At 73.2% G+C, this 13680-nt stretch carries 11 protein-coding genes; 8 read left to right on the top strand and 3 right to left on the bottom strand.

Going from position 1 to position 13680, the window contains the following annotated elements:
- The first annotated feature begins 101 nt into the window (after positions 1-101).
- The 4 genes from NITAL_RS27350 to NITAL_RS14580 all read left to right on the top strand — a co-directional run bounded on the left by NITAL_RS27350 (position 102) and on the right by NITAL_RS14580 (position 3208).
- Complete coding sequence (locus tag NITAL_RS27350) at positions 102-278, top strand: hypothetical protein (RefSeq protein ID WP_157041850.1); 177 nt, start codon at positions 102-104, stop codon at positions 276-278.
- Positions 279-422: 144 nt separating this feature from the next.
- A complete protein-coding gene (locus NITAL_RS29210) occupies positions 423-1232 on the top strand; it encodes an Fpg/Nei family DNA glycosylase (protein ID WP_052666984.1) in 810 nt (269 codons plus the stop codon).
- 48 nt (positions 1233-1280) lie between these two features.
- Entirely contained in the window at positions 1281-1769 is a 489-nt protein-coding gene (locus NITAL_RS14585; RefSeq protein ID WP_052666981.1) for a MarR family winged helix-turn-helix transcriptional regulator, read from the top strand.
- Between the two features lie 143 nt (positions 1770-1912).
- A complete protein-coding gene (locus tag NITAL_RS14580) occupies positions 1913-3208 on the top strand; it encodes a citrate synthase (protein ID WP_052666979.1) in 1296 nt (431 codons plus the stop codon).
- A gap of 60 nt (positions 3209-3268) precedes the next feature.
- Here NITAL_RS14580 and NITAL_RS14575 read toward each other — a convergent pair whose 3' ends face one another.
- A complete protein-coding gene (locus NITAL_RS14575; RefSeq protein ID WP_052666978.1) occupies positions 3269-4099 on the bottom strand; it encodes a hypothetical protein in 831 nt (276 codons plus the stop codon).
- A gap of 213 nt (positions 4100-4312) precedes the next feature.
- Positions 4313-6421, bottom strand: a complete 2109-nt coding sequence (locus NITAL_RS14570) for an ABC-F family ATP-binding cassette domain-containing protein (RefSeq protein WP_052666975.1) — start codon at positions 6419-6421, stop codon at positions 4313-4315.
- Positions 6422-6543: 122 nt separating this feature from the next.
- On the opposite strand from NITAL_RS14570, the gene NITAL_RS14565 reads away from it, so the two are divergent.
- The 4 genes from NITAL_RS14565 (at position 6544) to NITAL_RS14550 (ending at position 11784) form a co-directional block, all read left to right on the top strand.
- On the top strand, positions 6544-8301 hold the full coding sequence (locus tag NITAL_RS14565; protein ID WP_052666972.1) for an ABC-F family ATP-binding cassette domain-containing protein: 1758 nt from the start codon (positions 6544-6546) through the stop codon (positions 8299-8301).
- 184 nt (positions 8302-8485) lie between these two features.
- Positions 8486-9691 carry a sigma-70 family RNA polymerase sigma factor gene (locus NITAL_RS14560; RefSeq protein ID WP_083441596.1) on the top strand — a complete coding sequence of 402 codons (1206 nt, stop codon included), beginning with the start codon at positions 8486-8488 and terminating at the stop codon, positions 9689-9691.
- 69 nt (positions 9692-9760) lie between these two features.
- Positions 9761-11020 (top strand): transglycosylase SLT domain-containing protein, encoded by a 1260-nt coding sequence (locus NITAL_RS28560; protein WP_052666969.1) that lies wholly within the window; start codon positions 9761-9763, stop codon positions 11018-11020.
- A gap of 272 nt (positions 11021-11292) precedes the next feature.
- On the top strand, positions 11293-11784 hold the full coding sequence (locus NITAL_RS14550; RefSeq protein WP_157041849.1) for a hypothetical protein: 492 nt from the start codon (positions 11293-11295) through the stop codon (positions 11782-11784).
- Here NITAL_RS14550 and NITAL_RS14545 read toward each other — a convergent pair.
- Entirely contained in the window at positions 11754-13562 is a 1809-nt protein-coding gene (locus tag NITAL_RS14545) for a hypothetical protein (protein ID WP_052666963.1), read from the bottom strand. The genes NITAL_RS14550 and NITAL_RS14545 overlap by 31 nt on opposite strands.
- Positions 13563-13680 lie beyond the last annotated feature (118 nt).

Raw genomic sequence — 13680 nt, 5'->3', positions numbered from 1 at the left:
GCACGGTTCCTCCGTCGGAACAGGGTCGGGTGCTCGCTACCACCCCCTCCGGCCCCGTAGGTTGCGCTTCCTGCCCAGACCCCAACCCTGGAGGCGGACCGATGGCTGACTCGCTCGTCGTGAACAGCAAGCTCAAGGAGGCCGTCAAGGGCCTCGACCTGCGGATGGACTCGTCGCTCGGCGACGCGGTGAACGACAAGATCGCCGCGATGCTCAAGGAAGCGGCCGAGCGCGCCAAGTCGAACAACCGCGGCACGCTGCGCCCGTACGACCTGTGATCCCCGGGCGTCGTCCGCGACGCCCGACGCAGCACCAGCACCACCCTGGGGGGGCCGCTCCGGCGGTCCCCTCCGGCGTTTCGCAGCGGGGCCTGCGCGTCCCGAGGAGACCTGGCGTGTCCGCCCCCCCGTAGGCTCCGCGGCATGCCCGAGGGTGACACCATCCACCGCACCGCCGCCCGCCTGCGGTCGGTGCTCGTCGGCCAGCCGCTGACCGGCGTCGACCTGCCCCGCCTGCCCGAGCCGTGGCCGGCGGTCGGCGCCACGGTCACCGGCATCGAGGCGCGGGGCAAGCACCTGTTGATCCGGACCTCCGACGGCCTGGTCCTGCACACCCACCAGCTCATGACCGGCTCCTGGCACCTGTACGCCCCGGGGGCGCGCTGGCGGAAGTCACCCCGGGCGGCGCGGGCCGTGCTGACCGTCCCCGGAGCGGTGGCGGTGTGCTTCGCGAGCCCGGTGGTGGAGGTGCTCGACGCCCGTGCCGAGGCCCGGCACCCCGCCCTGCGGGCGCTCGGGCCGGACCTGTGCGACCCCGCGGCCGACATCGACGAGGCCCTGCGACGCCTCGCGGCGCTGTGCCCCCCGGAGCGCAGCATCGGCGAGGCCCTGCTCGACCAGCGCATCGCCTGCGGCGTGGGCAACGTCTACCGCTGCGACGTGCTGTTCCTGCACGGCCTGCACCCGGCGACCCCCGTCGGAGCGGTGCCGGACCCGACCCGGCGAGCGCTGCTGACCACCGCCGGACAGCTGCTGCGTGCCAACCTCGCAGCCACCGCGACGCGCACGACCGTCGCCGGCGGACCACCGGGCCGGTTGTGGGTCTACGGCCGCGTCGGTCAGCCCTGTCGCCGCTGCGGCGCGCCCATCGCCGGTGGCCACCTCGGCCAGCACGCCCGGACGGTGCACTGGTGTCCCACCTGCCAACCAGCCGTCACCACGCCCGCGGGGTGAGGTGGGCGACCCCGCACGACCTCCGGTGGGCGCCGCTACCGTGCCCGGATGCTCGATGACTCCCTCTCCCGTCCGGCCGACGAGCCGCTCGTGCCGCCCAAGCAGATGGCTGCCTGGCGGGCGTTCCTGACGGCTCACGCGCGGATCACCGACCGGCTCGCCCGCGAGCTGCGGGATCGCGAGGAGCTGCCGCTGACCTGGTACGACGTGCTCGTCCAGCTCTCCGCAGCGCCCGACCACCGCCTGCGGATGCAGGAGCTCGCTGCACGCGTCGTGCTGTCGAAGTCCGGGCTCACGCGCCTGATCGACCGCATGGAGCAGGCGGGCTACGTCGACCGCTTCCCCTGCACGGACGATCGACGCGGGACCTTCGCCCAGATGACGGAGACGGGGTACGCCACCATCAAGCGCACCGCCCCGACGCACCTGGCCGGGATCCGCGAGCACTTCGCCGACGTCATCGACGACGCCGAGGCCGAGGTGGTGGCCGCGGCCCTCACCCGCGTCCTCGCGCACCTCGGTGACGAGCCGGTCTGACCGGACAGGCCGGAGGCCGGCACCGAGGGCACCCGGCGACCGCCCACCTCGTGATCGGGCTCTTCCGGCTAGGTTCGCAGGTGACCGCGAGGCGTCCGCGTGCAGCTCCCGAGCCTCCCGCACCGACGAGGAGTCCCCCCCAGATGGGTGATCAGAAGGCCACGCTCACCATCACCGACAACCGCACCGGGCAGCGCTACGAGCTCCCGGTCGAGGACGGTGCGATCCGAGCCATGGATCTACGTCAGATCAAGGTGAGCGACGACGATTTCGGCCTGTTGGCCTACGACCCCGGCTTCAAGAACACCGCCAGCTGTCGCTCCGAGATCACCTACATCGACGGTGACGCCGGCATCCTGCGCTACCGCGGGTACCCGATCGAGCAGCTCGCGGAGTCCTCGACGTTCCTCGAGGTGGCCTACCTGCTGATCCACGGGCAGCTGCCGACCAGCGACCAGTACCAGCAGTGGGTGTTCGACATCACCCATCACACCTTCATCCACGAGAACATCAAGAAGTTCATCGACGGGTTCCACCACGACGCCCACCCGATGGGGATCCTGGTCTCCTCGGTCGGCGGCCTGTCGACCTTCTACCCCGAGGCCAAGGGCATCGACGACGCCGAGGCCCGTCAGCAGCAGATCGTCCGCCTGATCGCCAAGTTCCCGACGTTGGCGGCCTTCGCCTACCGCCACTCGATCGGCATGAAGTACGCCTACCCCGACAACGACCTGTCGTTCTCGGGCAACTTCCTCAACATGATGTGGAAGACCACCGAGCTCAAGTACGAGCCAGACCCGGTGCTCGAGCGGGCCATGGACGTGCTCCTGATCCTGCACGCCGACCACGAGCAGAACTGTTCGACGACCACGATGCGCGGCATCGGGTCGTCGGATGCCGACCCGTACTCGGCCGCAGCCGGCGCGACCGCAGCGCTCTACGGCCCCAAGCACGGCGGCGCCAACGAGGCCGTGCTGCGGATGCTCGAGGAGATCGGGTCCGCCGATCAGGTGCCGAAGTACCTCGAGAAGGCCAAGGCCGGCGAGTTCCGCCTCATGGGCTTCGGTCACCGGGTCTACAAGAACTACGACCCGCGCGCCAAGGTCATCCGCGAGCTCGCCCACCAGGTCTTCGAGGTGACCGGCAGGAACGCGCTGCTCGACATCGCCGTCGAGCTCGAGGGCATCGCGCTCGAGGACGAGTACTTCGCCGAGCGCAAGCTCTACCCGAACGTCGACTTCTACTCGGGCATCATCTACCAGGCGATGGGTTTCCCGACCTCGATGTTCCCCGTGCTGTTCGCCATGGGCCGCATCCCGGGCTGGCTCGCCCACTGGCAGGAGAACCTGCTCGACGACGAGCAGGCGATCGTGCGCCCGCGCCAGCTGTTCGTCGGTCCGGACGAGCGGGACTACGTGGAGGTCGACGACCGCGGCTGACGCCGTCCACCCTGGCGAACGCCCCCGCCATCGGCGGGGGCGTTCGGGTCGTACGGGGCGTCAGGCGGTGGTGGTCTGACCGCGCCCGAGCTCACGGCTCGCGATGGTCCAGACGGTCGCGGCCCCCATGACGAGGGCGGCAGCGAGCAGCTGGAGGGCGAGTGGCGCCTCGGCGATGTCACGCATCGGTGAGCTGGTGGCCAGCACGGCCTCCTGGGACGGCGAGGCCGGCGCGACCTTGGGCCCGCGGCCATCGCTGACACCGGGGACCACCTCACCGGCGTCGGCCACCTGCGGGGCGGACAGGTCGTCGGTGGTGGCCAGGTCACCGAAGGGCTGGACCGGACCCGCGATGCCACGGTCGGCGGACGTACCGGCCGCCAGGTCGTCACGGATGGCGCGGAGGGCACCGAGCTGACGCTCCCGTGCCGGATCCGCGGCCTGCGGCTCGCGGACGTCACCGCCGGAGGCCGCCACGTCGCCGGAGGACCCGCCCGAGTTCGAACCGCCGGTCGAGGGAGCTCCGTCACCACCGCCGCCCGACGAGCCCCCGGGTGCGGGCGCAGACTCGGGCTCCGGGGACGGCTCGGCGGGCTCGGTGGCGCCACCGCCGGTCACGGCGTCGGTGACCTTCTCGGTGGTCTTCTCGACGGTGTCGACGGTCTCGTCGACGGTCTCCTCGACCGTCCCAGCCGGATCCTCGAGGGTGCCCAGGATCAGGTTGCCGGCCGAGTCGACGACGCAGGTCGTCTCGCTCAGGCTGGCCAGCTCGAGCAGCGAGACGTCCTCACCGAGCACCAGGCAGTCGTCCGCAGCGGCGGCCGGGCCGACCTGGAGGGCGATGGCGGTGGTGACCGCCGCCAGGATCGTGAGCAGTCGCTTGCGTCCCATGTCACGCGCTCCCATCGTCGTCGTCGCGGCCCTCGAACCCCCGTGACGGCCCGCTGCCACCCACCAACGAACGGTCCGGGCCGGGGTTACGTCGGCGGACGCAGGGTCGCGCTGCGACCCTCCTCAGCCGCACCGTTCGGGCGGCCTCCGCGCAGGAACGTCCGCGTGGACCGCAACGGAGGCGGCGGGACGGTGCGTGTCGGCCGCGACCGCTCAGCCGCGTGCCGCGGTCGCTTCAGCCTCCTCGAGGGCCAGCGACGCCCGCTCCCAGCGCGCCATCAGGTCGGCAGCGGCGTCCTTGGCCGCCGCGTGACGCGCGACCAGCTCCTTGACCTGCTCGGCATCCTCGTAGATCGACGGATCGGCCAGCTTCCTGGTCAGCTCGGCGACCTCGCTCTCGGCCCGACCGAGCTCGCGCTCCACACGGGTCACCTCGCGCTTGAGGTCCTTGGTGGCCGCGTGGCGTCGCTGTCGGAGCTCGGCCTCCTGCCGTTTGTCGCGGGGCGAGGGCCGCGGCGGTGGGCTGGCCGGACGCGCGGACGCCGAGCTCGCGGGGCGGCTCGGTGTGGGCCGCCGCCCGGACGCCGTCGCCGCCTCGGCCCGGCGGGCGAGCAGCTCCTCGTAGGTGCCGTCGAAGAAGCGCGCGGACCCGCCGTCGACCTCGATGATGCCGTCGGCGACGGCACGGATCACGTGCCGGTCGTGGGTGATCAGCAGCACGGTGCCCGGGTAAGCCTGCAGCGCGTCCTCGAGGACGTCGCGCGAGGCGAGGTCGAGGTGGTTGGTCGGCTCGTCGAGCAGCAGCAGGTTGACCGGCGAGGCCATCACCTTGGCGAGACCCAGCCGGGTCCGCTCACCGCCGGACATCATGCCGACGACACGCTCGGCCATGTCCCCGGGGAACCCGAACGCCCCGAGCATCGTGCGGTGGTTGATCGCACGGTGCCGTTCCCCGAGAGCCGTACGGAACTCCTCGAGCACCGTCCGGTCGAGATCCTGGACCTCGGCCTGGTGCTGGTCGACGACGGCGACGTCCACGTTGTGACCGAGCTGGAACGAGCCGCTGGTCGGTTCGAGCTGGCCGGCGAGGACCCGCAGCAGGGTGGTCTTGCCGGCCCCGTTCGGCCCGAGCACCGCGATCTTGCGGCCCCGCTCGATGGCCAGGTCGACCCCGTCGAGCACGACGTTGTAGCTCCCCGAGCCCGAGGAGACGTTGTAGCTCCCCGAGCCCGAGGAGACGTTGTAGCTCCCCGAGCCCTCGTCGCCGTACGCGACGCGGAGGGCCTTCGTCTCGGCGACGACGCGACCCGCCCGCGGCGGGTCGGGGAAGCCGAACTTGGCGACCAGGTGGCGGTGGTCGGCGACCTCGATGCGTTCGACCTTGTCGAGCGCCTTGATGCGCGACTGGACCTGCTTGGCCTTGGTGGCCTTGTAGCGGAAGCGCTCGACGAACCGTTCGACGTCGGCGAGCTGACGGTCCTGCTGCTTGCGGGCGGCGCGCAGCGCGGCCAGCCGCTCCTCGCGCTGCGCCACGAACGCCGCGAAGCCACCTTCCTCGGCCACCACCGTGCCGGTCCGCACGTCGTACGAGGTCGCGGTGCCGGCCGCGACCTCGACGATCGTGCCCGCCACGGCGTCGATGAAGTCGCGGTCGTGGCTGACGAACAGCAGCGCGCCGGGGAGCGATCGCAGGGTGGTCTCGAGCCAGGTGATGGTCTCGACGTCGAGGTGGTTGGTCGGCTCGTCGAGGACCAGCAGGTCGGGCTTCGACAGCAGCAGCTTGGCGAGCGCCGCCCGGACCCGCCAGCCACCGGAGAGCTCCTGGGTGGGGCGGTCGTGCTCGCTCGCGGGGAACCCGAGCCCGGACAGCACCCGGTGAGCCTCGGACTCGACCTCGTAGCCGCCGAGCTGCTCGAACGCATCGGTGGTCCGCCCGTAGTCGGCCAGCAGGCGCTCCTGCTCGGCCTCGCCGGCGGTCTCGATGCGCTGCTCGAGGTCGCGCAGCCGCAGTTCGAGGTCGGTGATGTGCGATGCCCCCTCGAGCACGTGCTCGAGGACGGTGCCCTCGGCCCCGCCCTTGCCACGCACCCCGAGGGAGTCCACGACGTCCTGGGGCAGGAAGCCGAGGCGGAGGCCCTTCGGACGCGACACCACGCCCTCGTCCGGCTCACGCTGCCCGACGATGGTCCGCAGCAGGGTGGTCTTGCCGGCACCGTTGCCACCCACCAGCGCCGTCCGTGACCCCGTGGGGAAGCGCAGGCTGACGTCCCGTAGCAGCGGTCGACCCCCCACGCGCAGGGCGACGTCGGACAGGCTGAGCACGGCAGAACCTCACGGCAGGACGGGGCGGGGACGACGAGGGGTACGGCCCGGGCGAGGCCACGAGGGCGGCTCACGGGTCGCGGTCAGGCTACCTGCGTCCGGCGCCCTACCCTCCCGCGCTCATGCATCTCGTCTCGGTCGATCAGGTCAGCGCGTCCGTCGAGGGTCGGACCCTCTTCGCGGACGCGTCCTTCGGCCTGTCCTCCGAGCACCGCGTCGGGCTCGTCGGGCCCAACGGGTCGGGCAAGACCACGCTCCTGCGGATGCTCGCCGGCGAGCGCGAGCCGGACGGCGGACGCATCGTGACCCGGACGGGCCTGCGGGTCGCGTTCCTGGCGCAGGACCCGCGCCTGGCCGACGTGCCGGCCCTCGAGGCGGTCCTCGCCGCCGACCCGACGGCGCGCCCCGACGAAGGCGAACGCCTCCTGGCGGCGCTGCGGGTCGCTCCCGACCACCCGACGGGCGCGATGTCCGGTGGGCAGCGACGCCGGGTCGACCTCGCCCGCACGTTGCTGCCGCCGGCGGATCTGCTGATCCTCGACGAGCCCACCAACCACCTCGACGTGGACACCATCGACTGGCTCGAGGAGGAGCTGCGGCGGCGGACCGGTGCGGTGGTGATGGTCACCCACGACCGCTACGTGCTCGAGCGGGTGACCGACCGGATGCTCGACCTGGTGCCACCGAACGCCCGCGAGGAGGGGCGGCTGCTGTGGCACGACGGCTCGTACTCCTCGCTGCTCGAGGCCCGGGCGGAACGGGCCGCCGCCCGGGAGCGCTCGTCCCTGCGGGCGAGCAACCTCCTGAGGAAGGAGGTCGCCTGGCTCAAGCGCGGACCGAAGGCGCGCACGAGCAAGCCGAGGTTCCGCATCGAGCAGGTCGAGGTGCTGCGAGACGCCGCCCGCGGTGACGAGGAGGCGACGCCGCTCGACCTCGGCACCGGTCGCCGACGCCTCGGCAAGGACGTGTTCGAACTGAAGGGCGTCAGCATCAAGCGGGGCGACCACCAGGTCCTGGACGGGCTCGACCTCGGGATCGGTCCGGGCGAGCGGGTCGGCATCGTCGGCCCGAACGGCGGCGGCAAGTCGACCCTCCTGCACGTGCTGGCCGGTCGTCTGCCGGTGGACGCCGGCGAGGTCAAGGTGGGCACGACCGTCCAGCTCGGCCTGTACGAGCAGACGGCCGGGGCCGGCTTGGACGGGTCACGGACCGTGCTCGACAGCGTGCTCGACATCGCCCCGCACGTACCGCTCGCGGACGGGACCACCTTGCCGGCGTCCCGGTTGGCGGAACGGTTCGGGTTCGACGGGCAGCTGCAGCGCACCCCGATCGGCCTGCTGTCGGGCGGTGAGCGCCGCCGCGTCGCGCTGCTGCACCTGCTCGTCGCCGCGCCGAACGTGCTGCTCCTCGACGAGCCCACCAACGACCTCGACCTCGACACCCTCGCCGTCCTCGAGGACCACCTCGACGGGTTCAGCGGCACGCTCCTGGTGGCGTCGCACGACCGCTTCACCCTCGACCGGCTCACGGACCGGACCCTGGCGGTGAGCGGCGGACGCGTCACCGAGCACCTCGACTGGGCGAGCCACCGCGCGCTCGCCACGTCCGCCGCACCGACGTCCCCCGGACCGGCGACCCGCTCGGGCGGCACCAGCCTCGACAACCGCGAGCGCCAGGCCGCCCGCAAGCAGGTGCGAGCCCTCGAGACCCGGGTGACCACCCTGACGAAGCGACGCGACCAGCTGCACGAACGGATGGTCGGGGCGGCCACCGACCCCGAGCAGCTCCGTCAGCTGCAGTCGGACCTCGACGGGGTCGCCGCGGAGCTGGCTGCCGCCGAGGAGGCGTGGCTCGAGCTGTCCCTCGACCTCGAGGGCTGAGCGGCGTCCCCCGATCGCCGCCGTGGGCCGTTCGAGCGACGTCGTCCAGTTCGGCCGGGCTGCCCGGAAGTTGTCCGCCGCCGGACGGAGCGTCCCGGTACGGTCCTGAGCGTTCAGACCAGCAGGGAGGCGGCGGCCAGCCCGTGTTCGGACGGGTCGGACCCACCGTCACCCGGGGGGAGACGTGACAGCCCAACAGGTCCCGACGCAGGAACCGGCCGAGCTGCTGCCCGGCGCCGACGGACTCGCTGCCTGGATCGGCACCGCGTCCGACCGGAGTGGGCTGCGCGACCTGCTCGTCCGTGCGGCCGGACGTGGCTACGTGCTCCTCTCGGAGATCCACGACCTGCACGACCCGGTCGAGGACGCCGCCGACTGGCCCGAGGAGTTCGCTCGCGCCGCGCGCGACAGCGGCCTCGAGGTCGTCGACGACCTGACCGACGACGACACGGGCTCCTCCCCCGCGCCCACGACCCCGTCGACCACCGACGGCGTCCGCCACTACCTCAACGCCATCGGTCGGGTGCCCCTCCTGACGGCCGAGGAGGAGGTCGACCTGGCCAAGCGGTACCAGGCGGGCCTCGTGGCCCGGCAGCGCCTGGCTGCCGACCCGCCCCCTGAGGCGACCGAGCGCGCCCAGCTGCGGCGGCTGGTCCGCGGTGGCGATGCCGCACAGGAGCGGCTCGTGACCGCCAACCTGCGTCTCGTGGTCTCCATCGCCCGCCGGTACCTCGGCCGGGGTCTGTCGCTGCTCGAACTCGTGCAGGAGGGCAACCTCGGCCTGATGCGCGGGGTCGAGAAGTTCGACCACACCAAGGGCTACAAGTTCTCGACGTACGCGACCTGGTGGATCCGGCAGGCGCTGACGCGCGGGACGGCGAACAAGGCCCGGTCGGTGCGCCTGCCGGTCCACGTCCACGAGCTGGTCGCCAAGATCCGTCGGACCGAGTTCGAGCTGATCCAGGTGCTCGGGCGCGACCCGACCGACGGCGAGGTCGCCGAGGCGCTCGGCCTCGACACCGCACGGCTGCGCGAGCTGCGCCTCGCCGGTCGCGAGGTCACCTCGCTGGACCGCGCCGTGGGTGAGGACGGGGACGCCACCCTGGGCGACCTCGTCCCCGACGACGAGGCGATCGACCCGCTCGAGGTCGCGACCGCGGGGGTGGCCAGGACCGAGCTCATCGCCGCCCTCGCCCACCTGCACGAGCGTGAGCGTGGCGTCATCGAGCTGCGCTACGGCCTGACCGGCGCGGAGCCGTGCACCCTCGAGGAGATCGGCGCGCACTACGGGGTCACCCGGGAGCGGATCCGCCAGATCGAGAAGAAGACGCTCGCCAAGCTGCGCCACCCGTCCCACGGCCGTGGGCTGCGCGACTTCGCCGGCGACTGAAGCTCACGGCCCTGCGTGCCGATGCCCTGGTGGGCGACCGTTCGGGCGTCCGGTGATCGAGGGGCAGCCGTGCGCGCTCAGGTGCGCCGACGATCGCTCGCGGCGGTACTGGCCGCGGGCCTCCTCGCGGTGCCCACAGGGGCCGCGGTCGGTGCCCCGACCGGCGATCTCGACACGACCCGGGACCAGCTCCAGGCGGCCAGCCGCGACCTCGACGAGGTCACGGCCGCGATCCGCCGCACCGGGGACGAGGTCGCCGCGGCCGACGAACGGCTGCGGACCGCCTCCACCTCGCTGTCGCAGGTCCGGGCCCAGCTGGCGGACGCGACCGCCGCGGCCGAGCTGACCGCCGCTGCCGAACGCGAGGCCGCCGCGCAGCTCCAGGAGGCCGCGACGGTCCTCGCCGACCTCGGTGACCGGCACCGTGATGGCCGCGACCGGCTCGCCGAGCAGGCGGTCGCGGTCTACAAGCGCGGCGGCGACCGCACCGCTGGGCTGCTGATCGGCGGCGTGGTACGGGCCGGCGACCTGCACGAGATGGCCGTGACGCGCGGCGTGCTCGAACGGGTCCTGACCGACCAGCGCGCCACCGTGGAGGCCGACGTCGAGCTGACCCGGGCGACCGCAGCAGCCTCGGCAGGTGTGGGGGACGCACGCCGTCGAGCCCTCGAGACCGCCCGTGACGCCGCGGCCGAACGCCGCCGGGTCGAGACGCTGGTCGCCGAGCAGGAACAGCTCGTGGCCACCATCGAGCAGGAGACCGCTGCTCGACGTCAGACGCTCGCGCGCCTCGAGGAGGACGCCACGGCTCGTGCGATCCTGGTCCGTGACCTCGAGGCCCGGGTCGCCGCCCTCGAGCTCGCGGCCGTGTCCGTCCGGTTCCCACCCCAGGATCTGGCGCTCGACGGCCCCCCACCGTCGTGGGCGGTGGGCCTGCCCGCCGGTGGGCGCCCGTGGGCCGCCACCATCGACGCCGTGGCCGCACGCGAGGGCCTCGACGGGCGACTGCTCGCCGCCCTGGTGTGGACCGAGTCGAACTTCCGTCCGGACGCGGTCTCGCACGCGGGTGCCATCGGCATGGCGCAGCTGATGCCGGGGACCGCCCGTGGCCTCGGGGTCGACCCCTGGGACCCCGTGCAGAACCTGACCGGCGGTGCCCGGTACCTGGCCACCCAGCTCGACGCCTTCGGGCGGGTCGACCTGGCCCTGGCGGCCTACAACGCCGGCCCAGGTCGGGTCCGCAGCGCCGGTGGGGTCCCCAACATCGTCGAGACCCAGCTGTACGTGGTGAAGGTCCTCGAACGCCACGAAGCGCTCAGCCGCCTCTGACCCGCGGACCGCCTGGCACCCGGCCACGCGTGAACACGCGCATCCGCGGGTTCACGGTGCGGCTACGGCCGTGCCCGGCGCTCGGCTACGAGGGAACCCGCGCATCCGCGGGTTCACGGTGCGGGTACGGCCGCGCCCGGCGCTCAGCTACGACGGAACCCGCGCATCCGCGGGTTCGCGATGAGGACGCCGCTCGTCCTGGCGTGCGCAACCGCCGTGACGCTGCGCTCGGAGCGACTAGCGTCGGTGGCCACCGGACGACGGGGGTCGAGGTGAACGAGCCTGCCACGCCGACACCGCGGCTGACACCACCGGAACTGCCGGAGCGGTGGCTCAACGCCGCCCGCGAGGAACGCCTGCGGCGCTGGCTGAAGCGCGGCCTGGTGCTGGCCCTGACCGCCGGCCTGGTCTGGCTCGCCCTGAACTGGTGGATCGTCGAGGCCTACTGGATCGGCCGTGAACGCGCCGTCGCGGAGGCCTGCGCCGACAGCCCGTTCGCCAGCGGCGCCGTGATCGCGGCAGGTGGCGGCGAGGCGATCGCGACCCCGGACGCCGACGCGCTCGAGCCCTACCGGTCCGACCCGGACGGTCGCCGTGACGCCGCTCTGCGGATCCGCGACCGCGCCTCGCTGGTGCCCGACCGCGACCTCGCGTCTGCGGCGGTCGCCGTCACGTCGGGTGGCCCCTTCCAGACGAAGGTCGAGATCGGCCACGTCGAGGTGAGCTGCCGCCGCTACATGGAGGCCGAGGGGCTCGCCGGCTGAGGCCCATCGGGTCGATGGGCTTCCGCGGCGAGTCGTCGAGCGGTGGCCACGGCGGTGCCGGAACTCGCGCCGAGCTCCTGCTCGATGACACGCCAGCTGTCCACCTCCAGCGGCCACACGAGGCTCGGATCGACATCCCCGTCGGGGTCGGGTTCGCCGTCCTCATCTCCGTCCGCATCTACCAGGTCGCTGAACATCCCGAACGACTCGGCCACGGTCCACCAGCTCGCCTCCACCCCCGTGACGACGAGCTCCTCCGGGCTCAGGGCCGATCCGACGTCGAAGGTCCCGGGCCCGTGCGCGAGCCACCGGACCGTCACGACGCTGAGCACCGCGACCGGGACGGCCACCCACCAGGCCAGCTCGAGCCACGCTCCCGTGACCAGACCTGCGATCCCCACCCACGCTCCGAGGAGACCGACGGGTTCGGCGGCCCCGGTCAGCCCCACCAGCACCGCACGACGCGGTGGGAGCCCTGCCAGGACCGGCGAGAGCACCAGCCGCCGGCCGACCACCAGCCCCAACGTCGGCGCGTCGGCGGTCGGGAGCGCGACCGTTGCCTGCACCACGTCGCGCAGCGGGCAGCCGAGCTCCGCCGCCGTCGCGAGCATGGCAGCGTGCCCTGACGGCTCGAGGACCCGCGGCCTCAGCACCGCGACCAGCGTGGCGTCGCGGAGCCCGAGCAGGACGGTGCCCAGGGTCGCCCCAGCGAGGGCGAGCACCGCCAGGGGACCCGCCTCGTCGACCCAGAGCGCGGCCATGGCCGCCGCCCAGATCATCCCCGTCGGCCCTTGCGCCACCAGGATCGACCACGACGAGCTCGGCACGCTGACCACTGGTGGCGGGGTGAGCAGCGCGAGGTCCTCCGGGACGTCGTCCCGAGCCGGTGGCGCCGTGCCGCGCCGGCGAGCCTCGGCCGCGACGACCGGATCGCGACGCGCCCGCCCGACTGCACCCGTGACCGCGACGGCGACGACGACCACCGGTGCCCCCAGCGCGATGGCGACCAGCAACGACGCCCGGGAGCCGGATCGAAGCTCCACCGCGTCCAGCAGGCCGGAGACCAGGGCAGCGCAGGGCGGGATCAGTGCGGCGAGGACGCCGATGCCCACCCCCGCCAGCCAGAGGGTCGGTCGCGAGGTCGCGAACCACCTCACGGCGAGCCGGCGGCGCCCGCGGTAGGCCAGCGCGGCCGCCACCAGCACGGCGACCACCACGCTCGCGCCACGGAGGAGGCGACCGCGGAGGAACGCATCGCTCGCCCGGACGGTGAGCTCGGTGCGACTCGCGAGATCCGGGGACACGCTCGTCCCGTCCCCGTCGAAGCAACCGTCGGGCGCCCGTGCCTCGGACGGTTCGACGCGCACGGTCACCTCGACCGGGATCGCACAGACGTCGACGTGGACCTCGGCGTACCCGAGGTCGCGGAGCGGCGCGAGCGACGGGACCTCGACGGCGGCGACGAACCCGTCGCCCGTGGCGAGGTCATCGCGGGAGATCTCGATCTCCAGGTAGATGCAGTCGAACCCCTCGTCGGCGGTCCCCACATCGACGGCAGGCCACAGGTCCGCGAGGGCGGCGACGGTCGCGGCCGGATCGAGCAGGTCGACCGGTTCACCGTCGTCGCTCGCGCACAGGTCGACGGTCGTGCCGCCGAGCCCGAGGTAGACGCCGACCTCGAGCTCCACGCTCCGATCATCCACGGCCGCCGCCGGTGGGGCGGACAGGACGATCAGCGCCGTCAGCAGCGCCGGGAGGGCGAGCGTCCGTGATCGCATCGCGCCTCCTCGTGGCCGGCGAGCGGACGGAAGCTAGCCGTCGCAGGTCCTGCGCGACGGCCCGCCGCGCCACCGCGTCGAGCAGGTACGCGTCGGGATCGCCTGCTCGGCCCGGGCG

Source organism: Nitriliruptor alkaliphilus DSM 45188, from assembly GCF_000969705.1.
In the GTDB taxonomy this organism is placed as follows: Bacteria; Actinomycetota; Nitriliruptoria; order Nitriliruptorales; family Nitriliruptoraceae; genus Nitriliruptor; species Nitriliruptor alkaliphilus.
The sequence above is the reverse complement of the archived record's forward strand: the minus strand, read 5'-3'. Positions and strand labels throughout refer to the sequence as shown.